23 protein-coding genes and 1 pseudogene are annotated in these 24,153 nt (G+C 71.3%); 6 read left to right on the forward strand and 18 right to left on the reverse strand.

From position 1 onward, the window contains the following. Positions 1-1,338 (forward strand): LamG domain-containing protein (locus J1C73_RS11835; RefSeq protein ID WP_207316330.1); only part of this gene is annotated, 1,338 nt, incomplete at its 5' end. Positions 1,339-1,428: 90 nt separating this feature from the next. Here J1C73_RS11835 and J1C73_RS11840 read toward each other — a convergent pair. Next, entirely contained in the window at positions 1,429-2,280 is an 852-nt protein-coding gene (locus J1C73_RS11840; RefSeq protein WP_207316331.1) for a helix-turn-helix transcriptional regulator, read from the reverse strand. Between the two features lie 87 nt (positions 2,281-2,367). On the opposite strand from J1C73_RS11840, the gene J1C73_RS11845 reads away from it, so the two are divergent. Continuing rightward, complete coding sequence (locus J1C73_RS11845) at positions 2,368-3,168, forward strand: SDR family NAD(P)-dependent oxidoreductase (RefSeq protein WP_207316332.1); 801 nt, start codon at positions 2,368-2,370, stop codon at positions 3,166-3,168. Positions 3,169-3,226: 58 nt separating this feature from the next. On the opposite strand, the gene J1C73_RS11850 is transcribed toward J1C73_RS11845, so the two are convergent. The 14 genes from J1C73_RS11850 to J1C73_RS11910 form a co-directional block, all read right to left on the reverse strand. Next, positions 3,227-3,943 carry a DUF6390 family protein gene (locus J1C73_RS11850; protein ID WP_207316333.1) on the reverse strand — a complete coding sequence of 239 codons (717 nt, stop codon included), beginning with the start codon at positions 3,941-3,943 and terminating at the stop codon, positions 3,227-3,229. Then, positions 3,944-5,053, reverse strand: a complete 1,110-nt coding sequence (gene hypE, locus J1C73_RS11855; protein WP_207316348.1) for a hydrogenase expression/formation protein HypE — start codon at positions 5,051-5,053, stop codon at positions 3,944-3,946. A 29-nt stretch (positions 5,054-5,082) separates the two neighbouring features. Beyond that, positions 5,083-6,186, reverse strand: a complete 1,104-nt coding sequence (gene hypD, locus J1C73_RS11860) for a hydrogenase formation protein HypD (protein WP_207316334.1) — start codon at positions 6,184-6,186, stop codon at positions 5,083-5,085. Beyond that, entirely contained in the window at positions 6,183-6,479 is a 297-nt protein-coding gene (locus J1C73_RS11865) for a HypC/HybG/HupF family hydrogenase formation chaperone (RefSeq protein WP_207316335.1), read from the reverse strand. The genes hypD and J1C73_RS11865 overlap by 4 nt, the downstream gene beginning before the upstream one ends. Before the next feature lie 47 nt (positions 6,480-6,526). Next, complete coding sequence (gene hypF / locus J1C73_RS11870) at positions 6,527-9,091, reverse strand: carbamoyltransferase HypF (RefSeq protein ID WP_207316336.1); 2,565 nt, start codon at positions 9,089-9,091, stop codon at positions 6,527-6,529. A 2-nt stretch (positions 9,092-9,093) separates the two neighbouring features. Further along, positions 9,094-9,615 carry a hydrogenase maturation protease gene (locus J1C73_RS11875; RefSeq protein WP_207316337.1) on the reverse strand — a complete coding sequence of 174 codons (522 nt, stop codon included), beginning with the start codon at positions 9,613-9,615 and terminating at the stop codon, positions 9,094-9,096. Between the two features lie 204 nt (positions 9,616-9,819). Continuing rightward, positions 9,820-10,032 (reverse strand): hypothetical protein, encoded by a 213-nt coding sequence (locus J1C73_RS11880; protein WP_207316338.1) that lies wholly within the window; start codon positions 10,030-10,032, stop codon positions 9,820-9,822. A gap of 37 nt (positions 10,033-10,069) precedes the next feature. Then, entirely contained in the window at positions 10,070-10,189 is a 120-nt protein-coding gene (locus tag J1C73_RS35960) for a DUF6893 family small protein (protein ID WP_372446678.1), read from the reverse strand. After that, the gene (locus J1C73_RS11885) at positions 10,186-11,589 is read right to left on the reverse strand and encodes a hypothetical protein (protein WP_207316339.1); all 1,404 of its coding nucleotides are present in this window, start codon (positions 11,587-11,589) and stop codon (positions 10,186-10,188) included. The genes J1C73_RS35960 and J1C73_RS11885 overlap by 4 nt, the downstream gene beginning before the upstream one ends. Beyond that, positions 11,586-12,269 carry a DUF6084 family protein gene (locus J1C73_RS11890; protein WP_207316340.1) on the reverse strand — a complete coding sequence of 228 codons (684 nt, stop codon included), beginning with the start codon at positions 12,267-12,269 and terminating at the stop codon, positions 11,586-11,588. Before J1C73_RS11890 ends, J1C73_RS11885 begins: the two co-directional genes overlap by 4 nt. After that, a complete protein-coding gene (locus J1C73_RS11895) occupies positions 12,266-12,919 on the reverse strand; it encodes a DUF5947 family protein (protein WP_207316341.1) in 654 nt (217 codons plus the stop codon). The genes J1C73_RS11890 and J1C73_RS11895 overlap by 4 nt, the downstream gene beginning before the upstream one ends. Then, positions 12,916-13,860 carry a NifU family protein gene (locus J1C73_RS11900; protein WP_207316342.1) on the reverse strand — a complete coding sequence of 315 codons (945 nt, stop codon included), beginning with the start codon at positions 13,858-13,860 and terminating at the stop codon, positions 12,916-12,918. The genes J1C73_RS11895 and J1C73_RS11900 overlap by 4 nt, the downstream gene beginning before the upstream one ends. Next, positions 13,860-15,653 carry a nickel-dependent hydrogenase large subunit gene (locus tag J1C73_RS11905; RefSeq protein ID WP_123462890.1) on the reverse strand — a complete coding sequence of 598 codons (1,794 nt, stop codon included), beginning with the start codon at positions 15,651-15,653 and terminating at the stop codon, positions 13,860-13,862. The genes J1C73_RS11900 and J1C73_RS11905 overlap by 1 nt, the downstream gene beginning before the upstream one ends. A gap of 46 nt (positions 15,654-15,699) precedes the next feature. Beyond that, a complete protein-coding gene (locus J1C73_RS11910; RefSeq protein ID WP_123462892.1) occupies positions 15,700-16,755 on the reverse strand; it encodes an NADH-quinone oxidoreductase subunit B family protein in 1,056 nt (351 codons plus the stop codon). Positions 16,756-17,009: 254 nt separating this feature from the next. Here J1C73_RS11910 and J1C73_RS11915 point away from each other — a divergent pair, with 254 nt between their 5' ends. Beyond that, the gene (locus J1C73_RS11915; protein WP_207316343.1) at positions 17,010-17,339 is read left to right on the forward strand and encodes a hydrogenase maturation nickel metallochaperone HypA/HybF; all 330 of its coding nucleotides are present in this window, start codon (positions 17,010-17,012) and stop codon (positions 17,337-17,339) included. A gap of 54 nt (positions 17,340-17,393) precedes the next feature. Next, complete coding sequence (gene hypB, locus J1C73_RS11920) at positions 17,394-18,128, forward strand: hydrogenase nickel incorporation protein HypB (protein ID WP_207316344.1); 735 nt, start codon at positions 17,394-17,396, stop codon at positions 18,126-18,128. A 22-nt stretch (positions 18,129-18,150) separates the two neighbouring features. Here the strand turns inward: hypB and J1C73_RS11925 are convergent, their stop codons facing one another. Together J1C73_RS11925 and J1C73_RS11930 are read right to left on the reverse strand one after the other, a co-directional pair. Then, a complete protein-coding gene (locus J1C73_RS11925) occupies positions 18,151-19,836 on the reverse strand; it encodes a hydrogenase maturation protein (RefSeq protein WP_207316345.1) in 1,686 nt (561 codons plus the stop codon). A 144-nt stretch (positions 19,837-19,980) separates the two neighbouring features. Beyond that, positions 19,981-20,757, reverse strand: coding sequence for a VOC family protein (locus J1C73_RS11930; RefSeq protein WP_207316346.1), 777 nt, complete (start codon positions 20,755-20,757; stop codon positions 19,981-19,983). A 232-nt stretch (positions 20,758-20,989) separates the two neighbouring features. Here J1C73_RS11930 and J1C73_RS11935 point away from each other — a divergent pair, with 232 nt between their 5' ends. Then, positions 20,990-21,820, forward strand: a complete 831-nt coding sequence (locus tag J1C73_RS11935; RefSeq protein ID WP_207316347.1) for a sulfurtransferase — start codon at positions 20,990-20,992, stop codon at positions 21,818-21,820. Positions 21,821-21,923: 103 nt separating this feature from the next. On the opposite strand, the gene sepH is transcribed toward J1C73_RS11935, so the two are convergent. Continuing rightward, positions 21,924-22,988 carry a septation protein SepH gene (gene sepH / locus J1C73_RS11940; RefSeq protein WP_123462902.1) on the reverse strand — a complete coding sequence of 355 codons (1,065 nt, stop codon included), beginning with the start codon at positions 22,986-22,988 and terminating at the stop codon, positions 21,924-21,926. A gap of 496 nt (positions 22,989-23,484) precedes the next feature. Between sepH and J1C73_RS11945 the strand changes: the two are divergent. Continuing rightward, positions 23,485-24,153 (forward strand): annotated as a pseudogene (locus tag J1C73_RS11945) (hypothetical protein); the annotation flags it as partial.

The following is a 24,153-nucleotide window of genomic DNA, read 5'->3' on the forward strand; positions in this document are numbered from 1 at the left end:
CGCCCGTCGATCGACGGGCGGGCCACGGCAGTGACGGAGACCCGGCCGGTGGCGGCCTGGCGGCTCGACGACCCCAGCGGCTCCCTGCGGGCCGCGGCGTGGGCGGGACCCTACCGGGGCCAGCCCGGCGGCGGCGTGCGGTTGGGGGATCAGGGGCCTGGCGGGGAGTCCCCGGGCTCGGCCCACCTCGACGGGGGTGACCACAGCTACGTGAACACGGACGGCATCGCCGTGGACACCACGCGCGCCTTCACCGCCGGGGTGTGGGTGCTCCCCGAGGACACCGGCCGGGACATGACGGCCATCAACCAGTCCGGCATTTCGAGCACGCCCAACTTCTCCCTCGGCGCGACCACCGACGCCGCCGGGAATCCCACCTGGAGCTTCACGTTGCCATCGGCGGACGGCCGGACGACCCGGGTCACCGGCGGCACCCCGCAGGCTGGCGAGTGGGCCTACCTCGCCGGGGCCTACGACCCCGCGACGGGCACCGCCCGGCTCTACGTGGACGGCGCTCCGGTGGCCACCGGGGAAGCGGCCGTGCCCGAGGACACCGCCCTGTGGAACTTCGTGATGGGGCGGGACGGCAACGACTACTCGACGCGATGGCAAGGCAACCTCGCGGACGTCAGGCTGTGGGACTCGGCCATCGACCCCGCCGAGATCGCCGCGCTCGCCCGTCGCAAGCCGCGGCTCCTCGCCCACTGGCAGATGGAGAGCGCCGAGACCTGGGACAACGGGCTGACGGTCATCCCCGCGGTGGACCACCACGGGCACTTCCTGCTCAGCGGCGACGCACACGTCACCACCGATGACGCGCTGGCGGGGAACGGCAGCGTGACGCTGGACGGCGACGGCGACTACCTCGAAAGCGACATCCCGCCGCTCAACACAGCAAAGAGCTGGGCTGTCTCGGCGAAGGTCCGGCTGCACGGCACACCCGGCCGGGACATGGCCGTGCTCTCGCAGACCGGCCGGCAAGCGGATGCCTTCACCCTCCGCCACCACGCGGCGGACCGGACCTGGCGCGTCGTCCTCGCCCACGCCGACGAGCCGGACGCGGGTACAACGGAGCTCAGCGGGCCGGCGCCGGGCGGCACGCAGACCCTGCTGCTCCAGTACGACGCGAAGGCCGGCGAGGTTCAGCTCTGGATCGACGGCGCCCTCGCCGACAGCGAGCCCTACGCGGCGGCCGACGCCTGGGAAGCCACGAGGTTCCTCCAGGCCGGCCGGGACTCCGCAGCCGGAGGAGTCGGGGCCCACCACCTCGACGGCGACATCGACGAGGTGCGCACCTGGGCCGGGGTACTGTCCGGCGAGGAGATCAACTCGCTCTGACCGCAACCGAGGTGGCGCCGGCCCGGCTTCGTCGGCGGCGCGCCCGGCGCACCCCGACGGCTCCACGGCCGGACCGCGGCCCGACGCGGCTCAGCCGGGCACGTCCATGCGCTGCGTACCGAAGACCGACAACAGCCGCAGTGCTTCCTCGGACGGTGAGCCGGGCGTGGCGGTGTAGATGACGACCCGCTGGTCGCGGTCCCGCAGGTCCAGGGCGTCGCAGTTGACCGTGACCGGGCCGACCAGCGGGTGCTGGAAGGTCTTGCGCAGGGTGGGTTCTGCGCAGACGTCGTGGGAGGCCCACAGCCGGGCGAACTCAGCGCTTCCGGAGAGGAGTTCGTCCACCAGCCGGGTCACCTCGGGATCGTCGGGGTAGCGGGCGGCGGTGGCGCGCAGCTGCCGGGCCGAGGCGCGGGCGAACCCGTCCGCGTCCGACACTCCGTACAGCCGCCGCCCCTGCGGGGCCGGCCCGAGGAAGACCTTGCGCACCAGATTGCGGTCGCGCGGTGCCAGTGCGGAGAAGTCCTCCATGAGCGCGGCCGCCAGATCGTTCCAGGCGATCACCTCGAACGTCGCGGACGTCACGATCGCCGCCGCCTGCGGCAGCCGCCGCAGCAGGTCGAGAACGCTCTGCCGCACCTCGCGCGAAGGGCCGGGCGGGGGGCCCGGCGGTACGCCGGCGAGGTGGTGGAGGTGGTCGCGCTCGGCGTCCGAAAGGCGCAGGGCGCGGGCCAGCCCGGCCAGCACCTCGCGCGACGGGTGCGGACCGCGGGCCTGCTCCAGCCGTGTGTAGTACTCGGTCGAGATGAACGCCAGCTGCGCCGCCTCCTCGCGGCGCAGCCCTGGAGTGCGCCGGCGCGGCCCGGTCGGCAGTCCCACGTCGGCGGGGCTGATCCGCTCGCGCCTGCTGCGCAGGAAGGCCGCCAGTTCTCGTCTGTCCACACCCCCAGTGTGCGCGGGTGGCGCGGCCCCGATCCAGGTATTCCTGGTGCCTGGATGGAGGCCGCGGCACGGCGCAGGCTCGCTGCCATGGACAACACACCCACCACTGATCCGTCCGCCCCCGCCGCTTCGGGCCTGCTGGCCGGCAAGGTCGCCTTCATCACTGGTGCCGGGCGGGGGATCGGCGCCGCCGCGGCGCGGCTGTTCGCCCGGGAGGGCGCCCGGGTGCTGCTCGCGGCCCGGACCGAGGCACAGCTGAAGGCAGTGACCGAGGAAGTCCGGGCCGCGGGCGGAACCGCCGACTACGTACGGTGCGATCTGGCCGACGCGGCCGGCGTGCGTGCCGCCGTCAACCGCACCGTGGACCTGTACGGCAGGCTCGACATCGCCTTCAACAACGGCGCCACCATCGTGCCGCCGGGCCCGATGGACCAGGTACGCGAGGCCGACCTCGACCACGTCTACGCCGTGAACCTCAGGGGCCCCTGGCTGGCCATGGTCGCCGAGGTCGCCGCGATCCGGGCGACCGGCGGGACGGGGGCCATCGTCAACAACTCCAGCGTCGGCAGCCTGCGGGGCAACCCCGAGCTGCCCGCCTACGGTGCGATGAAGCGGGCGGTCAACAGCCTGACCGAGTCGGCCGCCGTCACCTACGGCCCGGAGGGCATCCGGGTCAACGCGATCGCCCCAGGCGGCACGCGCACCGAGATGATCCGTACCTGGGAGGCGAGGTCACCCGGTCTCCGCCGGCGGATCGAGGCGGGGAATCCGCTGCGCCGCATGGCCGACCCCGAGGAAATCGCGCAGGCCGCAGCCTGGCTCCTCAGCGACCGCGCCTCCTACGTGACCGGCGCGGTCCTCCCGGTCGACGGCGGCGCGCGGGCCTGAGCACCCTCCGCGGCACCGATTGCGGGGGCACCCCCCTTCGTGCGCGCCGGGCCGTGGCCTACGGAACGAGCAGACCCATCCCGGTGCGGGTGCGCGCCTCGAAGGACTCGATGCGCAGGGCCTGCTCCTCGCTGAGCACGTCGCACACCCAGTCCCAGTGCAGTGCCACCCGGTCGCCGGGGGAGACGCCGTCGATCAGCGTCCGCCCGCCGGCCGAGAGGCGCACGGTCTCCTCCTGCCAGTCGCCGGTGGCGGTCGCGGCGCCGTCCCAGACCAGCGGACGGGACCGTACGGTCGCCACCTCGTCGCCGCCCGTGAGGACCTCGCCCGTCCGGATGCGGCACCGGTCCAGGACGGACAGGGCGGTCGGATTCCCGTCCGGCCGGAGCATCGGCGCCCACGGATACACCTCGAACACCTGAAAGCTGTGGTGGGCCAGGGCCCGCCGCACCGCCTCACGCCAGGTACCGCCCAGCTGACCGCGGAAACGGTCCGTCAGGCGTTCGACCAGGGCGGCGGGATCGGCCAGCTCCAGCAGCTCGTTGCCGATCCAGTAGGCCTCGACCACCCGCACATCGAGCGGGTCCGGGAGTCCGGCCGTCTCCGCGAGGAACTGGAGATAGCACCAGGCCCCCTCGAACTGCCGGGCCCGCCGCTCGATGTCGGCGGTCGCCTCCCGGCGCAGGAGGGCCGCCGCGTCAGCGGGTCCGCAGTAGCCGAGCTCATTGGGCGGGTACGCGTATCGCGCGAACATCAGCGCGCCCTCAGCGCTCACTCAGCAGATCCTCGGCAGTTGTTCGCCGATCGGCAGCCCGATCACGCGGCTCCCGCCCAGGCCCGTCCTCGCGACCACCATCCCGGCGTGATCCGGAACGCAGCTGCCGATCCTGCACGCGGACCGGCCCAGGGGGTGCGCCCGCATCGCGGCCAGCACCCGGTCCGCGTCCGCGGCGGGCACGATGGCGATCAGCTTGCCCTCGTTGGCCACCTGGAGCGGGTCGAGCCCGAGCAGACTGCACGCGTCCCGCACCGCGGGCGGCACCGGCAGCAGCCGCTCGACCAGCTCGATGCCCACCTCCGAAGCACGGGCGATCTCGTTCAGCGACGCGGAGACACCCCCGCGCGTGGGGTCCCGGAGCACATGGACGTCCGTACCGGTGGCGAGCATGGCGGCGACCAGCCCGTGCAGCGGAGCGGTGTCGCTCTCGACCGTCGTACCGAACTCCAGGCCCTCCCGGCAGCTCATCACCGCCACCCCGTGCACCCCGATGTCGCCGCTGACGAGCACGGCGTCGCCGGGGCGGGCCCGGCGCGGGTGAATGTCGACACCGGCCGGCACCACGCCGATGCCCGAGGTGTTGAGGTAGACGCCGTCACCACTGGCGCGCTCCACGACCTTGGTGTCCCCGGTGACCAGCCGTACGCCGGCGGCCTCGGCCGCCCGGCCCACCGCCCGCGCGATCCGGCCGAGGACGCTCAGCTCGGTGCCCTCCGCGAGGATGAAGGCGGTCGACAGGAACAGCGGGGTCGCACCCGACATGGCCAGGTCGTTGACCGTCCCGTTCACCGCCAGATCGCCGATCGACCCGCCCGGGAAGAACATCGGCTTCACCACGAACGAGTCCGTGGAGAAGGCGAGACGGGTGTCGGAGCCGACCGTCAGGACGGCCGAGTCACCGAGCTCGGCGGCTGCCGCGGCCCCGTACGCGGGCAGGAACAGATGCTCGATCAGCTCGCCGGACATCGCGCCGCCGCCACCGTGGCCCATCACGACGGACGGGACGTCCCGCAGCGGCAGGGGACAGGTCCACCCCTCGAAGTCCAGCCCGGCCGGCCCCGGCAGCGCGTCGCAGGCGTCGCGCATCGTGCCGGTCATGTCCTGCATCGCTTCAGTCAAGTCCTGCATGGCGTCCGTCACTTCGCATCGACCAGTTCCAGGCGGCGGTGGGTGTAGTACGCGGCGCACGCGCCCTCGGACGACACCATGGTCGCGCCGAGCGGGTTCCTCGGCGTGCATTCCTTGCCGAACGCCTCGCACAGGTGCGGTTTGATCAGGCCCTGGAGGACCTCGCCCGACCGGCAGAGCGACGACTCGGCGGTGTGGATGTCCGTCACGTCGAACCGCTGCTCCGCGTCGAACTCCCGGTACTTCCCGGAGAGCCGCCAGCCGCTGCGGGGAATCGCCCCGATGCCGCGCCAGGTCCGGTCCGTCACCTCGAAGACATCGGCGAGCATCTTCATGGCGGGCGCGTTGCCCTCGTCGCGTACGGCCCGGGGGTAGGCGTTCTCCACCTCGTGGCGGCCCGCTTCGAGCTGGAGGACGGTCCGGCGGACGCCTTCGAGGATGTCCAGCGGCTCGAAGCCGGTGACCACGATCGGAACCTTGTACTTCTGCGCCAGCGGAGGGTACTCGGCCGTCCCCATCACACTGCACACATGACCGGCGGCGAGGAACGCCTGCACCCGGCAGGCGGGGGACTCCATGATGGCGGCGATCGCGGGCGGCACCAGGACGTGGGACACCAGCAGTGAGAAGTTCCTGACCCCCAGCTGCTTGGCCTGGTACACCGTCATCGCGTTGGCGGGGGCGGTGGTCTCGAACCCGATCCCGAAGAAGACGACCTCACGGTCCGGGTTCTCGCGGGCCAGTTTCAGCGCGTCGAGGGGTGAGTACACCACGCGTACGTCGCCGCCGGCGCTCTTGACGGAGAACAGGTCCTGGCTGCTGCCCGGCACGCGCAGCATGTCGCCGAACGAGCAGAAGATGACACCGGGGCGGGCGGCGATCGCCAGTGCGCGGTCGATGGTCTCCAGCGGGGTGACACAGACGGGACAGCCCGGCCCGTGGATCATCTCCACGCCTTCGGGGAGGAGCTGGTCGATGCCGTGCCGGATGATCGAGTGGGTCTGTCCGCCGCAGACCTCCATCATCGCCCACTTCTGAGTGGTGGCCGCATGGATCTCGTCGATCAGCTTCTTCGCGAGGTCGGGGTCGCTGAACTCTTCGAGGTACTTCACCGGCCGGCTCCTTCGGGTGACGTGCTCTGCTGTGCGGCGAGTTCGAAGCCGTCCCCGAACTCCTCGGCGAGGATGCCGAGCCGTTCGAAGTTGGCCAGGGTGTCCCGGGCGGAGGCTTCGTCGAGGCGCTGAATGGCGAATCCGACGTGCACGATGACGTATTCACCGACGGTCACATCGGGGATGTACTGGAGACACACCTCTTTGCGCACCCCGCCGAAGTCGACCTCGGCCATCACGGTGCCGTCGACTTCTGCGGTACTGAGGACACGCCCCGGAACAGCGAGACACATGGTTTCTCTTCTCTGTGAATCCCTTGGGTACGGCAGGCGCCGGGCGGTCAGCCCGCCGCGGCGATCATGAGCTGGCCGAGGGCGATCCCGCCGTCGTTCGGCGGGAGCAGCCGGGGCCGCAGGACGGTGAAACCTGCCTCCGCCAGGCCCTGTTGCGTCGCTTCGAGCAGTACGGCGTTCTGGAAGACACCACCGCCCAGAGCCACGGTGCCGAGACCGGTGTGCGTACGGCAGTGGTCCGCGAGTTCGATGACCATTGCGGCGACGGACGCGTGGAAGCGCGCGGCGATCAGCCCGGCGGGAACGCCCGCCCGTACGTCGGACACGACGGCCCGGACGACTGGCCCCGGATCGGCGATCGCGGGCTCCTCGCCCGTCGCGGGCCGGATGCCGAAGCGGTAGCCGCCCTCGGGAGCGGCGGGGACACCGTGTGCGCCCCGGGCCAGCCCCTCCAGCTCCATGGCGGCCTGTGCCTCGTACGCCACCTCGTGCCGGACGCCGGTCAGGGACGCGACGGCGTCGAAGAGCCGGCCCATGCTCGACGTGGGCACGCAGCCGAACCCGGTGGCGAACTGATGTGCCAGCACGTCGCGTTCCGCGGGCGGGCACGCGGCGACCGCGGGCAGGTCCCCGTCCCAGGGGATGCCGGCCGCGTACAGGTGCGCCAGAGCCATCCGGTACGGACGCAGCACACTCGCGTCGCCCCCGGCCAGCGCTGCGTAACCCAGGTGCGCGGCCCGGTGGAAGGACGCGTAGCCCGCCACCAGGACCTCACCGCCCCAGGCCGCGCCGTCGTCGCCGTGACCGGTGCCGTCGAAGGCGATGCCGATCACGCGCTCGTCCGCGCCCAGACCGTGCTCGGCCATCACGGACGCGATGTGGGCGTGGTGGTGCTGCACCGTGCGGACCGGCCGCCCGGCCGCGTGCGCGCGGGCCCAGCCGGCCGAGTGATAGCCGGGGTGACGGTCGGCCACCAGCCGGGCGGGCGCCACCCCGGTGAGGTCTTCCAGATGCCTCTCGGTACGGGTCAGCGCGTCCACCGTGGACAGGTCGTCCATATCGCCGATGTGCTGGCTCAGCCAGGCGTAACGGCCCTCGCCCAGCGCGCAGGTGTTCTTGAGGTCGGCGCCCACGGCGAGCGTCGGCTCCACGTCGAAGGGCAGTGCGAGCGGCAGCGGGGCGTATCCCCGCGAGCGGCGGATCGGCAGCTCGGCACCGGCCACCCAGCGGCTGACCGAGTCGTCGCACGGCACATGGATGCGCCGGTCGTGGCGCAGCCAGGCGTCGACCAGCGGGGCCAGCGCGGTGAGGGCGGCCTCGTCGTCGGTGACGATCGGCTCGCCCGACAGATTGGCGGACGTCATGACCAGCGCGTCCGGGCCCGGCCGGTCGGCACCGAGCCCGAAGAGCAGGACGTGCAACGGGGTGTACGGAAGCAGCAGCCCGAGGTCGGGGCTCCCGGGCGCCACGGCATCGGACACACCGGACCCGGACGCCCCGGACCCGGCCGAGTCCCGTCGGGGCAGGAGGACGATCGGCCGGCGGCCGCCGGTCAGGAGCTCCTCCTCCTCGGCGGTGACGGTCACCAGCTCCCGCGCCACGTCGAGCCCCGGCACCATCACCGCGAAGGGCTTCGAGCCGCGCCGCTTGCGCCGGCGCAGCTCGGCCACGGCCGTGTCGTTTCGGGCGTCGCACACCAGGTGGTAGCCGCCGAGCCCCTTGACCGCGATGATCCCGCCGCCGGCGAGCAGCTCCCGAGCGGCCCGCAGCGCGTCCTCGTCACGGGAGCGGGGCAGCCCGTCCCCGCCGACCAGTTCGAGCCGCGGTCCGCAGTCGGGGCAGGCGATCGGCTGGGCGTGGAAGCGCCGGTCACGCGGATCCTCGTACTCAGCCCGGCAGGCCCCGCACATCTCGAAGTCCGCCATCGTGGTGGCGGCCCGGTCGTACGGGAGACCGGTGACGATCGTGAACCGGGGACCGCAGTGCGTACAGGTGATGAAGGGGTGGCGGTGGCGCCGGTTCGCCGGGTCGGCCAGCTCGTCGAGGCAGTCCCGGCAGGTGGCGGTGTCGGGCGAGACGAGTGTCCTGGCCCGGCCGCCCCCGCTGGACTCCTCGATCGTGAAGCCCGTACCGCCCCGCGTCGGCTGTTCGCTGGTGCGCACGTCCTCGACGACCGCGAGCGGCGGGGCGTCGGTACGGAGCCGGCGGCCGAACTCCTCCACCGCGTCGGAGGGTCCCTCGACCTCGGCGAGCACCCCGTCGCCGGTGTTCGTCACCGTGCCCGTGAGCATCAGCTCGGAGGCGGTGACGTAGACGAAGGGCCGGAAGCCCACGCCCTGCACGATTCCGCGCACCTCGAACCTGCGCCGGACGCGCTCCGCCCGGCCGCGGCCCATCATCTCCAGGCCGGACAGGGCCTCGCGGGCCTTCGCCCGGTCGATGAGCTCGACGGCGAAGCCCATGTGAAGAAGCACCCAGTCGTCGCAACCGGGTGCCTCGTCGAGCATGCCGATGTTGACGCGGCGCCTGGCACCCTCCACATCGACCAGAGCCAGCTGGCCCGCATACCCGTCCACGATCTCCACGACGCGGCCAGGAATGCCTAGGCACATGATCAGGATCTCCGGGGTTCGGCGCTCTTCACGGACGCGTTCGGTACGGGTGGTCCGGCCGGCACGAGCTGCCGGACCAGGGTGTGCACTGTCTGGACGGCCTCGGGCACCGCGCTTTCGACGGCTTCGCTGAGCCCGATGCCCTCCTCGACTCCGGCGGGTGTGCAGCCGACGAGGTAAGTGAGCGGAAGAGTACCGCCCAATTGATCCAGGTTTGCAAGGACAGCGACCGGATTCATCCCATGAGCGTCGAATTCACCCGTACCGAGGTCCTCCGCGCCGATACGCAGCACCGTCAGCTCCCCGGGCGCCCCGCCCCCCGGGTACGCGTCGACCAGCACCAGCGCGTCGTACCCGTCCAGCAGGTCGTACGCGAGGTGCATGCCACGGATGCCGTAGTCCACCACCCTTGCCTGCGGCGGCAGTCCGCCGTCGCTGGCCAGCCGGCGGACGGCCTCCGGGCCGAAGCCGTCGTCGCCGAGGAACAGATTGCCGATGCCTGCCACCAGTACCCGGGCGGCCACGTCAGGTCCGGTCCCCGGCGCGCGGGGTGCGCGGCCGGCGGGACCGCCCCGTGCCGACGGCCGCTGTCCCGGACCCCTCGCTGTGCCGGACGGCCTCCTCGCACGGCGGCACGGCCCCGCGCCGGGTGTCCGTGCCGTCCGGCCGGCCCGGTTCCGTCGTCCTGATGAGCTCCGCCCGCGGTCCCCGGCCGGGTGGTCCGGGCATCAGCCGCCGCCGGACTGGAGGTCGGGCGAGTCCGGGTCACGGGGCTCCTGCGGCTGTACGGAGGTGTCCGACTTCTTGTCCGAGGTGCCCGAGGGGCGGTCGCTCGGACCACCCGACGGTTTGTCCGAGCCGGTGTCGCGTGACCCCTTCGGGCCCCGTTCCTCCTGCGGCTCCTCCGCGACGGTGCTGTCCTTCTTCGGCGTGTCGGCCATGGGATGCACTTCCTCACTCACATCGGAATTTCACGACTCACATCGAACGGATGCGCAGATAGCGGCGGACGTCGGGGATCGACTTGATGCCGACGCCCACGGCGACCAGCGCCACGGCCGCCGCCACGCCGGCGGTGATGATGCCCACGATCTTCACGATGGGTTCTCCTCTCGGATCCGCGCCGTCTCCTGGACGGTCAGCGGTGTCAGCTCGTCGGGTGCGAAGTAGAAGTAGCGGCCGTACCAGTCGTGCAGGTCCGCTGCCGGGTCGTCGACGAGGACCAGGGCGACGTGCGTGCCGCCGTCCACGTCCGAGAGGACCGCGGTCACCCGGGCCACCTGGCCGGCGAAGAACAGATCCTGCGCGTCGGCACGCCGGGACGGATGGACGCGGACCAGGCTGTCCTTGGCCACCCGGACCCCGTCGATCACCACCGCGTCGCTCCCCGGCCGCACCGAGGCATCGGCCGCCGGGTCCCACCAGGGGGCGCCCGAGGTGTCGAAGGCGGCGGGCTCCACGTCCCGCACGTCGGCCGCGGGCTCCACGACGGCCGCGGGCTGCGGCCGGTGGGGGTCGCGCAGCAGTCCGTGCAGCTGCTGGAGGCCGGCGGGCGACATACCGTCGCAGCGGTCGATGATCTCCCTGGCGCGCGGGTCGGTGGCCCGCGCCTCCGCCTTCTCCGCCTCCGTCATGGTCATCACCCGGAGGGTCAGGATCTCGTCGATCTCGGTCGAGTCGAACAGGGCGCCTGGGCTCTGCTCGGCGACCTCCGGGTAGTCGTACAGGATGATCGGCGCACCGAGCAGGATGTCCGTCGTCCCCTTCGGACCGGCGAGCACGGGCCAGCACCTGCGCTGCCGGCAACGGCCGGCCGCGCCCGCCGCCCCGGCGGGCGGTTCGAGCAGCGAGACGAACTCCGCGTCGTGCGTCCGCAGCAGCAGGTGCGCGCCGATCAGCGAGGCCCGGATCGCGTCGTCCTTGGTGGCCGCCGGCTCCGGGTGCTCGTTGCGCACCGCCACCGAGAGGCGCACATATCCGTCGTCCATGACGGTGTCCGTACGGATACGGACCGTCAACGGCAGCCGCCGCCGCACGATCCGGCCCACCACCGCGCCCCGCGCGTCGGTCACCGGCTCGCTGTCCTCACCGCCGGGGACCTCATGGACGGTGTCCGTCGGCTCACCCAGCGGCAGCGCGGCCAGCACGACTTCCCGCTCGACCGCCTCGTCCCAGGACAGCACCGGGACCCCGTCCACGGTGAGCTGGTCGACCGGCACCTCCACCCCGTCCGCGCCCGGGCTCCGCACCTCGCGGACCTGGAGCTGGAGGAAGCGCAGATGTACGGTGACGGCCGCCGGTCCGTCGTGCGGTGCCAGCAGGCACTGCGTCTCCATCTCCGGCTGCTCGCCGAAACTCGCCGGTGCGGCGTTCGGCGGGCCGAGGACCCCGAACTGCCAGCGCGAGCGGTTCTTGTGGGAGCTCGCCCGGTACGGGTAGAGCAGGTACCCCTCGTACAGGACGGCGTCGGCGATCGAGCGCACCTGGTCAAGGCTCATAGCGGGACCACCTCGTCCGAACGCGTCCGGTCACCGCTCACCGGACTCACCTCGTCGTGCTCGGCCAGGAGGGCCTGGACCGTCTCGTCCCAGCTGATCAGCCCGCGCCGGGCCCGGAAGTCCGCGAAGCGCGCCAGCACCTCGTGGTCCAGCCTGATCCAGCCGGTGTTCGGGAAGTGTGCCGCCACCATGCGCCGCCACACCTCGACCGGCATGGAGTGGCGGGCCTCGCAGTCCCACGGCACCTGCTCCACCCCGAAGCCCTTGCTGCCGCGGGTGAAGACCGTGCCGGAGAACATCAGGGCGAGCGGGACCGAACCCTCTCCCAGGGCGTGCAGATAGCGGGAGCCGATCACATCGAAGTCGTACGTACAGGGCAGCGCGAGGTCGACCTCGGTGGCCCCGCTGAACCCCTGCACCGTGGTGTCGCAGCTCATCCACTGGAACGGCTTCAGGGTGTCCGTCCAGCGGTCCCGGCCGCCGAACAGGGCGTGCAGACCGCTCTGTTCGGCATCGTCGTAGTGGCGCCGCTGCGGCTCGATGCGGACCTGGCAGTGCAGCGCGATGGCGTGGATCCGCCGGCCCGTCCGCTCCTCGATCCGCAGCCGCGCCGTCAGCTGCGGCGCGGCCGCGTACGGCTCGGCGAAGACGTCGAGGACGGAGAACGCGAAGTCGTTCACGGCGCCCCGATCCCCGCGGCGGGCCGGCTGCGCTCCGCCACCCGGGCGAAGAAGGACTCCATCGCGGTGCGTGCCTCGGAACCGCCGTCGAAGCCGCGCCACAGCGTGCGCAGTTGCCCCACCAGCTCGTAACAGGCGTCGATCGGCACCAGATGGCACGAACCGCCGCTCCCCGGAGTGCGCCGGATCAGCAACGCCTCGACATCGGGACGCAGTCCGGCGAGCTCCGGGCTCGACTCGACGACGGCCGCCCAGGCGTCCAGCGGCAGTTCCGATTCGGTGGCCCCGGCCGGACCCGGATAGAACGCGACCATGCGGTCCTGGACCGAATTGCGGAACAGGAAGGCGAGCCCGACCGGGATCTGCAACTCGTCCCAGGCGCGCCCGTCCACGGTCAGCCCGGCGAAGTGCAGATAGCGCTCGGGGACCGCCCGGTAGCGCAGCTGCGCCGCCTCGTCGGTGAACAGCAGGTAGCAGGCCCGGCAGCCGCACATCAGGGCCCGGCTGTCGAGGTTCACCACATGGGAGTGGCTCTCGCCGATCGGCTCCGCGCACATCTCGCAGCGCTCCCCGGCGAGGGGCGGCGGCCGGTCGCGGCTGAGGCGCAGCAGCGTGGACGCCGGGGAGGCGGAACGGCCGGCCGCGATCACGGCGCCACCGCCGCGGGCACAGACACGGAGACCTCGCCGCCGTCCGACAGCAGCGGCAACGGGGCCAGATGGGCGCCGTCCTCGTCGAGGCAGACACCCGCCCGCCGCACGTCGTAGTGGGCCCGGCAGCCGGCGCAGCGCAGGATCGCGTCCCCTGAGCCGCCGCCCAGCCGCCGCGCCAGAGTGGCACCCTCGAACGGCCGCTCGCAGCGCGCGCACCGGTCCTCGAAGGCGAAGAGGTCCGCACCCACCCGGCAGGCCACGACCGGCATCCGGCCGACCTCCATCCGGGCCACGGCGCCGGATTCCAGCCCCGCCAGCTCGGGCACGACCTCCCACGACGCGCCGTCGTCAGGGGCTGCTCCGGCATCCGTGTGCAGCCGGGCGAACAGCGAGTCCACCGGCACCAGCGGCCCCGCCGCCCCGGACTCCTGCTCGGCGGCGGTCTCGACCTCGATCGAGGTGATCTCCGGAGCCGCCGCCTCCACCGCACCCTGCACGGCCAGCTTGAGCGTGACCGAGGACGACGGGCAGCCGTCGCAGCTGCCCAGCAGCCGCAGCCGGACGGTGCCCTCGTCGGTCACGGCGAGCAGCTCCACATCACCGCCGTGCGAACCCAGATACGGCCGCACGCTCTCCAGCGCCTGCTCGACCCGCGTCTCCACGCCGTACGGGTGCAGCCCGTGCACCAGCAGGACGCTGGCCACCAGGTCGTCGCCGGCCAGGGCGGCCAGGACCTCGTCGTCCAGCCGCCCCTGCTCGTGCACGAGGCCGAGCAGCCGCTCCAGCCCGGCGCCGTAGAAGTCGACGACCAGCCGGACCAGTTCCTCGCTGCGCTCACGGGCGACCGCGCCGCCCGAGCCGCTGGCGGTGATCAGGGTGTCGATGCGGTCACCGGTCGTCCGCCAGTCCGGTGCCTGCGGGGATTCCTCCCGCGCCATCACTCGCTGCCCGCGGACTGGGTGGGGGAGTGCAGGAGTTCCAGCTTCTTGCCCTCGCCGAGATACATGTGCACGCCGCAGGGCAGACAGGGGTCGAAGCTGCGCACCGTGCGCATGATGTCGATGCCCTTGAAGTTCTCGCGGTCGTTCTCCTCGAAGATCGGCTGGCCCTGCACGGCGTCCTCGTAGGGACCGGGCGTGCCGTACGTGTCGCGAGGACTCGCGTTCCACGGGGTCGGCGGGTACGGGTGGTAGTTGGCGATCTTGCCGTCCCGGATCACCATGTGGTGCGAGAGAACCCCGCGCACCGCCTCGGTGAACCCGCAGCCCACACCCTCCTCGGGCACCTCGAACTTCTCCCAGGTCTTGGTGTTCCCGGACCTGATCTCCGCGAGCGCTTTCTCCGCGAAGTGGAGCGCGCAGGCGGCCGCGTAGGCCTGGAAGTAGCTGCGCGCCCGGTTGCGCTCGATGGTGTTGCTCCACTTGGGGACGTGCCACTCCAGCTCGACCGGCCCCTTGAGCGCGGTCTTGGGGAGGTTGATCTTGACGCTGTGGCCGGTGGCCTGGATGTAGCCGATGTCGACCAGGCCGGCCAGCGCGGTGGTCCACAGCCGCGCGAGCGGTCCGCCGCCCGTGTCGAGCGCCAGGTAGTCCTTGCCGTCGAACCACCGGGGCGACATGACCCAGCTGTACTTGTCGTCCAGGTCCCGCTTCTGCGGCTGCGGGTTGGTGTGCTGGTTCCACGGGTGGCGCCGGTCGACCGGGTTGCCGAGCGGGTCGTGGGACACGAACGTCTCCTGCTCGTCCCAGTCGTTGTAGTACGACGAGCCGAGCAGGATGCGGATGCCGAGATTGATCTTCACCAGGTCGGTGGTGACCAGCTTCCCGTCGACGACGACACCGGGGGTGACGTACATCTTCCGTCCCCAGTCGGTCATGTCCTTGTACTCGAAGTTGCAGTGTTCCGGGTCCTGGAAGGAGCCCCAGCAGCCCAGCAGGATGCGCCGGTTGCCGACCTGCTCGTACCCCGGCAGGGCCTCGTAGAAGAAGTCGAAGAGGTCGTCGTGCATCGGCACGACCTTCTTCATGAACTCGACGTACCGCTGGAGCCGGGTGATGTAGTCCGTCATCAGCTGGATGGTCGCCACGGTGCCGACGCCGCCGGGATACAGCGTGGAGGGGTGGACGTGGCGCCCCTCCATCAGACAGAACATCTCCCGGGTCATCCGGCTGACCTGGAGCGCCTCGCGGTAGAACTCGCCGGTGAACGGGTTCAGCGACCGCATGATGTCGCCGATGGTCTTGTATCCGTGGGCGTCGCCGTGCGGGGACTGGGTGCGGTTGGCCTGCTCCAGCACCCCGGGGTTGGTCTCCGCGACCATCTTCTCGCAGTAGTCGACCCCGACCAGGTTCTCCTGGAAGATGTTGTGGTCGAACATGTACTCCGCGGCCTCGCCGAGGTTGACGATCCATTCGCCCAGGTGCGGCGGCTTCACCCCGTACGCCATGTTCTGCGCGTAACAGGAACACGTGGCGTGGTTGTCACCGCAGATTCCGCAGATGCGACTCGTGATGAAGTGCGCGTCCCGCGGGTCCTTTCCCTTCATGAAGACCGAATAGCCGCGGAAGATGGAGCTGGTGCTGTGGCACTCGGCAACCACCTTCTGCTTGAAGTCGATCTTGGTGTAGATGCCCAGGCTGCCGACGATCCGGGTAATGGGATCCCACGCCATTTCGACCAGGTCGTTCTTTCCCTGGCCTCCCCCGGCACCCTTGTGCTGCGTCGCGGTCATGTGCGCCGCCTCATCTTTCTGTCCGTTGCGGTGATTGCGCGGTCACTTACCAGGTGCGTGCGGCGCCGGTCGTGAGTTCCTTGCCGGGCTTACGCCATTTCGGTTCGCGGTCCAGGGTGTGCGTGGTGATGTGGCGCAGCCGCCGCATCGTCGACCCGTACAGCCCTACCGCGTTGGTCGAGAGCTTTCCGCCCGGCGGCTCGTCCATGAACGGCATGAACTTGTCCGGGAACCCCGGCATGGTGCAGCCGATACAGATGCCACCGACGTTGGGGCAGCCGCCGATGCCGTTCATCCAGCCGCGCTTGGGCACGTTGCACTTGACCGTGGGTCCCCAGCAGCCCAGCTTGACGATGCACTTCGGTGAGCCGTACTCCGTCGCGAAGTCGGCCTGCTCGTAGTACCCGGCCCGGTCGCAGCCCTCGTGGACCGTCGACCCGAACAGCCACGTCGGCCGCAGAGCCTCGTCGAGCGGGATCATCGGGGCCTGGTCGGTGGCCATGTAGAGCAGGTAGGTGAGCGTCTCCGACAGGTTGTCCGGCTGGATCGGGCACCCGGGGACGCACACGATCGGGATCCCGGCCTTGGACTTCCAGTCCCAGCCCAGGTAGTCGGGCACGCCCATCGCGCCGGTCGGGTTGCCCGCCATGGCGTGGATACCGCCGTACGTCGCACAGGTGCCGACCGCGACGACCGCGGTGGCCTTCGGGGCCAGCCGGTCGAGCCACTCACTCGTGGTCATCGGCTGACCGGTGGCGGGATCGTTGCCGAATCCGCACCAGTACCCCTCGTCGTGCAACTGCTCGTTCGGAATGGAGCCTTCGACGACCAGGACGAACGGTTCCAGCTCTCCGCGGTCGGCCTTGAAGAACCATTCGAGAAAATCATCGGCGCCGCCGTTGGGGCCGCACTCGAAATCGATGAGCGGCCAGTGGACTGCGACCTGCGGAAGTCCGGGAAGGGCACCGAGAGCGATCTCCTCGATGCTCGGCTGAGTAGCGGCGGTCAGCGAAACGGAATCGCCGTCACAGCTCAGTCCCGCGTTGATCCACAGGACATGGATCAGAGTGTCCTCCGCCTTTACCGCTTCCTCTGTCGGCATGGAAGTGCCGCCTTTCAGGATGACGGCCCACCGGCCATCGGCCCCCACGGATGGGTACGCACATTGCTACCATCACGCCTCGATTCGGGTGCACCGGCAACACGGGGAATTCATGACCCTGCCCATTCCCGGGGGCCGAATGACCGCACGCTGTGGACCGCTCGGGTGATCCGGCCGGGCACCGGTCCGGTCGGACGCCGGCAGGGCCCGCCGCCGCCCTACGGTCGGAGCCACCCCAGGAAGGACGAGGACCGGTGCACGAGCTGGCCATCACACAGAGCGTCGTCGACTCGGTGTGCGAACGCGCCGAGGGGCGTCCGGTCCGCACGGTCCGCGTCCGCGTCGGTGCGCTCACCGCCGTGGTGCCCGACTCGATGCGGTTCTGCTTCGGCCTGGTCACCGAGGGAACGGCCGCCGAGGGGGCCGAGTTGGAGATCGAGCAGCCGCCCGGTGCCGGCCGCTGCCGTACCTGCGCTGTCGAATTCACCCTGACCGACCTGATTCTGCTGTGTCCCTGCGGCAGCGCGGATGTGGAGATCACATCGGGACAGGAACTGCAGATCGTTTCCATGAGAGTGGGCTGAACCATGTGTGGCACTTGCGGTTGTTCCGAGGAGAGCGGCGGGACCAGGATCGCGATGCTGCGGGAGGATGATGAACCCGGTCACGGACATCCGCATCCCCACCCGCATCCGCATCCGCACGGGGGTCTTCGGCCGAACGGCGCCGGCGAGACCGTCACCATCGAGCAGAAGGTGCTCGCCAAGAACGACCTCCTCGCGGACCGCAACCGGACGTGGATGACGGATCGCGGCGTCGTGGCCGTGAACGTGATGAGCTCACCGGGCGCGGGCAAGACCACCCTGTTCGAACGCACCATCACCGATCTCGGCGGCCGGCGGCCGATGGCCGTCATCGAGGGCGATCAGGAGACCAGGCTCGACGCCGACCGGATCGGCCGCACCGGCTGCGCCGTGGTGCAGGTGAACACCGGAGCGGGATGCCACCTCGACGCGGAGATGATGCGGGACGCGCTCACGGCGCTGTCCCCGCCCCAGGACTCGCTGCTCATGGTGGAGAACGTCGGGAACCTGGTGTGCCCCGCCCTGTTCGATCTGGGCGAGCGCGCCAAGGTCGTGATCATCTCGGTCACCGAGGGCACGGACAAGCCGCTGAAGTATCCGTACATGTTCGCCGCCGCCGACCTGATCCTGATCAACAAGGCCGATCTGCTGCCCCACGTCGACTTCGACGTCGAGCAGTGCGCACGGCACGCGCGCTCGGTGAACCCGGACGTGCACGTGCTGACGGTCTCCGCGACCACCGGCGAGGGACTCACCCACTGGTACGACTGGCTCGCGGCGCAGCGGTAGCGGCTCCGCCGGGTGGTCGCGGTCATCCCTGGGGATGCGCGGTGTGGTGAAGGGCGGCGCCGGATGCGGGGCGTTCCTTGCGCACGAAGGCCCGGCGCAGCCCGTGGTACGGATGCTGCGGATCCGCGAAGATGCGGTGCATGTGCGCGAGTTCGGCCTCGCGGTAGGGGGCCAGGTCGACATGGCCCCCCCCCGCCTTCTTGGCGTTGACACGGGACTGCGTCGCCGGCAGCGCGGCCAGGCGGGAGGCCAGCGCGCCGGCTTCGGAGGCGAACGACTGAGGGCCGCATTCGATCACCCTGTCGACCAGTCCGAGTCGCAGAGCCGCCCCGGAACTGACCGGCCGCGCCTCCTGCATCAACCGGTCGGCCACCGCCGTACCCACCCGCCGCGGCAGCGTGTACGTCCAGTACTCCGATCCGTACAGCCCCATCAGACGGTAGTGCGGATTGAGCACCGCACCGGCCCTGCACCACACCTCGTCGGCGGCGAGAGCCAGCATCACCCCGCCCGCCGCGGCATTTCCGGCCATCGCGGAGACGACGAGCCGGTCCGTGGTGGTCAGAACCGCTTCCACCAGGTCGTCCATGGCGTTGATATTGGCCCAGGACTCGGCGCCGGGATCGGCCGACGCCTCGATCACGTTGAGATGGATGCCGTTGGAGAAGAAGTCCCGTCCGCCGCCGAGGACCAGTACCGAGGTGGGCCTGGAACAGGCGAACCGGTAGGCGCTCAGCAGGCGTTCGCACTGGTCCGTGCTCATCGCGCCGCCGCGGAACGAGAACGAGAGGAAGCCGGTCCGCGCCTCCTCCCGATAGCTGATCTCGGACCAGATGTCCTCGTGCCCGGTCCGGTGCAGCGGAGCCGGCCGGGCGGGTACGGCGGACAGCCGCCCGGCGAGCGCCGAGGTGGCCGGAAGCTTGAACGTGGCCGGACCGCCCGGCGTCCGCCGGGGCCGCAGCTCGGGGATCCACACCGCACCGTCGGTGGTCGCCCGGCAGATCGCGCCGTCGCGGGTGGCCACCACTTCCCCCGGACGTCCGCGCAGCCGGAACTCGGGGTGCCCGCCGTGCAGGAACCACTCGCCGCCCAGCAGGTCGTCGAGTACCCCGGGCTGGGAGTCCGCCGCCCTGAGCTTGCGGACGACCGTTGCGGTGGAGTCCGACCGCCAGTCGATGCGTCGCAGTGACTGGCCGAAATAGGGGCGGCAGCCGTCGTCGGCGCCGGAGTTCTGCGGGGCCGGGGTGTACGGCGTGGACGCGAAGCGTCCGACGGCCAGGAGCACCGCCTCCACGGCGGCGTCCGAGATCTCGTTGCGGTACAGATCGCTCTTCGCCACCGGCGGCAGCGAACAGGCCACGGATGCCCATACGTCACCCGCGTCCATCTCCGCGTTCGCCTGCAGGACGGTGACACCCCATTCGTCCGCACCCTCGTGGACGGCCCAGTCGAGTGAGGAGGGCCCACGGTCGCCGACCGGTCCGGGATGGACGACGAGACACGTGTGAACCGACCACACGTCCTGGGGAATCGCGGTCTTGAGGAACGGCGCCACGACAAGGTCCGGGTCCTCCCGGCGCACGACGTCCCGGAGCGGGCTGTCCTCGTGCGTCAGCTCCACGGCCACGGTGTGCCCGTGGTCCTTGAGCTCGGCTTGAACGCGCTGGCTGAGGCTGTTGAAGGCACTCGTGAGGAGCAGGATGTGCACGGCGATCTCCCGGTGGCTGCGGTCGGCCTGACCGAGCGTGAACGTGGAGTCTCACTCACCGGGCCGCACCGGGCCAGTACATGCCCGAAGTTCACTCGAAAGCGCACACCGGGGCCGCCGGAGAACCCGGCGGCCCCGTCTGCCTCAGCGCTTCACCGAACGGACGATCGTGAAGGCCGCGCCCTCCGGATCGGCGACGGTCGCCACCCTGCCGCTGGACCCCTCCCTGGGCGGCTGGAGGATGTGTCCGCCGAGCTCCACCACGTGCTGCGCCGCCTCGTCCGTGTCGGCGACCTCGAAGTACGTCATCCAGTGCGGGCCGCGGTCCCGTGGCAGGCCGTGGCCCACGCCGTGCAGCGACGCCACCGGGTGGCCGTCCAGATGCAGGGTCTGGTAGTCGAAGTCGGCCGAGACCACGGCCTCCGTCTCGTAGCCGAACACCGCCTGGTAGAACTTGGCGACCGTCACCGTCTCCCGGGTCACCAGCTCGTTCCAGACCGGCGTTCCGGGTGCTCCCGCCAGCGCGGTGCCCACATGCCGGGCCGCCTGCCAGATCCCGAAGACGGCCCCGCACGGGTCGGAGGCGATGGCCATCCGGCCCGCCTCGCCCGCGTCGAGCGGTCCGACGCCCACCGTGCCGCCGCAGGCACGGATCGACTCCGCCGTGAGATCGGCGTCGTCGGTGGCCAGATAGGTCGTCCAGGCGATCGGGAGGTGCCGGTCGGGAGGCAGCTGTCCGATGCCCGCGACCTCCTTCCCGTCGATCAGTGCCCGGACGTACGGGCCCAACTGCTCCGGGCCCGGTCCGAACTCCCAGCCGAACAGTTCGGCGTAGAAGTTCTGGGTCGTGTCCAGGCCGTGCACGATCAAGCTCACCCAGCAAGGTGTTCCGGGTGTACGCCGAGCGGCAGCCTCGGTCATCGTCACTATCTCCTCGGACCATCGTGGTGGCCGTACGGGGGAACGGGGCCTGCGCGCCGTCGTGCGGTACGGGGTGTGTACGCCCCGTGCAGATGCTTGCACCACCCGGCGCTCGATGCGCCCCGGCCGCGCCGCACTTTCCGTGATCTCGACGGACGTGGTCCCATTTGTTCCAGTACGACCATTTCGCCGTTGTTACGGGTGGGCAGGCAACTGCGCGAGGATGGCTCCCATGAAGCCCATCATCTCCGCATCCGAATGTGTGAGCGAGTCGGCGGGTCCACGTCCGCCGGTGCTCCTGGACGTACGTTGGCAACTGGGCGGCCCGCACGGTCGGCCCGACTACGAAGCCGGGCACATCCCCGGGGCGGTCTTTGTCGATCTGGACGCCGAACTCGCCGGGCCCGCGGGCAGCGGCGGCCGTCATCCGCTTCCCGACCCGGCGGAATTCGCCGCGGTGATGCGCCGCGCCGGGGTCGGCCGGGACAGCTCGGTGATCGTGTACGACGGCGGCCTGGGCTGGGCGGCGGCCCGCGCCTGGTGGCTGCTGCGCTGGACGGGGCACCGGGACGTCCGGTTGCTGGACGGCGGTCTCGCCTGCTGGAACGGCGAGCTGTCGAAGGAGACCCCGGCCCCGGCCGAGGGCGACTTCGTCCCCGAGCCGGGCGTACTGCCCCTGCTGGACGCGGACGGCGCGGCGGCCCTGGCGCGTTCGGGCCTGCTGCTCGACGCGCGGGCCGCCGAGCGCTACCGCGGCGATGTGGAGCCGATCGACCGGGTGGGCGGGCACATCCCCGGCGCGGTCTCGGCCCCCACGGGGGAGAACGTCGGCGCGGACGGGCGCTTCCTGCCCGCCCAGGCGCTGGCCGCCCGCTTCGCCGGGCTGGGCGCCGACGGGGACACCGCGGACATCGGCGTCTACTGCGGCTCGGGCGTCTCCGGCGCCCATGAGGTGCTGGCGCTGGAGATCGCCGGTTACCGGGCCGCTCTCTACGCGGGCTCCTGGTCCGAGTGGTCGGCCGACGAGTCCCGTCCGGTCGCCACGGGTCCCGAACCCCGGTAACCGGGCGGCGGGCCGGAACCGGGGCGGCGGGTTCCGCCCGGGCAGCGCACAAGGGCCCGTACGCAAGCGCGTACGGGCCCTTGTCATGCTGCGGTCACCCGGTTCAGTCCTGTTTCTTGCGGCGCGTGCCGAAGACGATCTCGTCCCAGCTCGGCACCGCGGCCCGGCGGCCCGGCCGGACGCCGTCCGCCTCGGCCTGGCGGTCCGTCGTCCCGGTCAGGCGGTCGCGGTGACCGGCCACCGCGCGAGGCATCAGCACATCCGCGTAGGCGGAGCCGGCGCCCGCGGAGGCGGCCGGAGCGGGCGGATCCTCCGCCTCCGGCTCCCGCACGGCCGGTTCGATCGCCGGGGGCTCGGGCGGCGCGGGGCGCTCCGGCACGACCATGTCGCCGCGGAAGCTGGGTACGGCCTCCAGGAGACTGGTGAGCGAATCGCGCTCGCTCGCCGTGACCCCGCCGATGCGCTCCTCCGGCTCCGGGGGCGGAGGCGGGGCGGGGCGCTCCATCTGACGGTCCAGGGCGCGGTCCAGCGGCCGGTCGCGCGGCAGCCGGGCGATCCGCGGAACGAACGGGAAGCTGGGTTCGGGCGCGGCGACGTCGTCGGTCTCGCCGATCAGCGAGCGCGCCTCGTCGTCCACCGCCTGGACGAGCCGGCGCGGGGCGTCGTACGTCCAGCTCGCCGAGTGCGGCTCACCGGCGACCCGGTACACCAGGAGAACCTCCCAGGTGCCGTCGTCGCGGCGCCAGGAGTCCCACTGGACGGTTTCCCTGTCGGCGCCGCGCAGCAGGAGTCGCTCCTGCACCGCCTCGCCGAGCTGGGGGCCGGTGTTCTCGCCCGGACGGCGCACAGGAGTCTTCCGGGCCCGCTCGGCCATGAAGGCGCGCTCCGCGAGCACGGGGCCCTCGAAGCGGCGGACACGGTCCACCGGAATCCCGGCGAACTGAGCGACTTCCTCCGCCGAGGCACCGGCTCGTATCCGGGCCTGGATGTCGCGGGGGCGGAGGTGGCTCTCCACCTCGATCTCGATCTGGCCGAGCCGCGCGCGGTCGTTGCGCACGGCGGCTCGCAGCCGCTCGTCGATCGGAAGGGTGTACTCCGTGCTGTCCGCAGCCTTGAGCACCAGTCGTGTGCCGTCGTTGGAGACGGCCACGACACGCAGTTCGGGCATGGGGACCTCCCGGGTGGTGCCTGCCGACGTCACGTGCGTCGCTGCTTCCGCTAGTCGAGTGTGGCCTGCCCGGGTGCAGCCTGCCACAACATTGCCGTGTTGCCCGGCGTGTCGGGCGTGAGCCCTTGATCGCCGGTATGACACGGTGACCTCTTGCGCAACACAAAGTGACCGTCGGTCACTCCGTGCAGCCGGCCTCCGTGCGATGCCGCGGCGCCGCCGGATCGAGTGCCTCCTTCGGCCCCGTCCCGAAGGTTCCGGACTTCCACGCGGGAGTCCGGCCCCAGGGCTCGCCACAGTACTCCATTCGGGCCATGTGGGTGGACCGCCGCGCCGCCGAAGTTCTCGTGAGGCACGGGAGTTGAGTTACCCGGTCGGGGCGGTATGTCCCTCCCGCGTGTCCTGCTTCACAGAATCACCGTAAACGGAACTATCGGCTTCGCTCAAATGTCCCTTCTTGTTGCATGGTGGGAGCGATGTCAATCAAGGGCTGGAAATGGTGCAGAAGCCGGAAAGTGACATAGAACCCAGAGAAAGGCGGATCGATCTCAGCCTGCCCCAGGTCGCGGGCAGTGCCGTCGCGGCGGTCGCGGCGGCGGTGGCGGCCTCACAACTGGGCGTGTACGGAACGATTCTCGGCGCCGGGGTGATGAGCATCGTGGCCACCTGCGGTGGCTCGGTCTTCCAGCACTTCTTCCGTCGTACGGGTGAACAGATCCGCGAGGTCACGGTCCAGGTGAAGCACCCGGACCGTGAGGTGACCGTGCACACGCGCCAGAAGCGTGATGCCGGTGACGCGGACGGGACGTGGGGGACCCCCGAGACGCGGATCGCCCTGCGGGAGGCCGAAGGGTCCGCCGACGCCGCCGCGGTGCCGCGCGCGATGGACGCCACGACGGTCCTGCGCCGGGTGGACGCGGCGACCGCGCCCGAGGAGGCGGACGCCACCACGGTCCTGCGCGCCGTGGACGCCACCACCGTCCTGCGCAGGGCGACCGACGACCCCGGTCGGACGCAGCTGATCAAGTCGCTCGACGGGACCCGGCAGCTCGCGACGGCCCCCGGGGCCGGGGGCGACGAGTTCTCGCAGGCGACCACGCACGGCACCCGGATCCGCGGCTGGAAGCGCTCGGCGCTCGGGGCCGCGGTGGTGTTCGTCGTCTCG

The sequence above is a fragment of the Streptomyces laculatispora genome, assembly GCF_017353455.1.
Lineage (GTDB): Bacteria > Actinomycetota > Actinomycetes > Streptomycetales > Streptomycetaceae > Streptomyces > Streptomyces laculatispora.

Bases quoted from the DNA above. Each gene is read 5' to 3' on its own strand.
- J1C73_RS11935 (WP_207316347.1), top strand. From the start codon at position 20,990: ATGAAGCCCATCATCTCCGCATCCGAATGTGTGAGCGAGTCGGCGGGT.
- J1C73_RS11930 (WP_207316346.1), bottom strand. From the start codon at position 20,757: ATGACCGAGGCTGCCGCTCGGCGTACACCCGGAACACCTTGCTGGGTG.
- J1C73_RS11885 (WP_207316339.1), bottom strand. From the start codon at position 11,589: ATGAGCCTTGACCAGGTGCGCTCGATCGCCGACGCCGTCCTGTACGAG.
- J1C73_RS11880 (WP_207316338.1), bottom strand. From the start codon at position 10,032: ATGGCCGACACGCCGAAGAAGGACAGCACCGTCGCGGAGGAGCCGCAG.
- J1C73_RS11865 (WP_207316335.1), bottom strand. From the start codon at position 6,479: ATGTGTCTCGCTGTTCCGGGGCGTGTCCTCAGTACCGCAGAAGTCGAC.
- J1C73_RS11910 (WP_123462892.1), bottom strand. From the start codon at position 16,755: ATGCCGACAGAGGAAGCGGTAAAGGCGGAGGACACTCTGATCCATGTC.
- hypB (WP_207316344.1), top strand. From the start codon at position 17,394: ATGCTGCGGGAGGATGATGAACCCGGTCACGGACATCCGCATCCCCAC.
- hypF (WP_207316336.1), bottom strand. From the start codon at position 9,091: ATGTGCCTAGGCATTCCTGGCCGCGTCGTGGAGATCGTGGACGGGTAT.
- sepH (WP_123462902.1), bottom strand. From the start codon at position 22,988: ATGCCCGAACTGCGTGTCGTGGCCGTCTCCAACGACGGCACACGACTG.
- hypE (WP_207316348.1), bottom strand. From the start codon at position 5,053: ATGCAGGACATGACCGGCACGATGCGCGACGCCTGCGACGCGCTGCCG.
- J1C73_RS11845 (WP_207316332.1), top strand. From the start codon at position 2,368: ATGGACAACACACCCACCACTGATCCGTCCGCCCCCGCCGCTTCGGGC.
- J1C73_RS11905 (WP_123462890.1), bottom strand. From the start codon at position 15,653: ATGACCGCGACGCAGCACAAGGGTGCCGGGGGAGGCCAGGGAAAGAAC.
- J1C73_RS11900 (WP_207316342.1), bottom strand. From the start codon at position 13,860: ATGGCGCGGGAGGAATCCCCGCAGGCACCGGACTGGCGGACGACCGGT.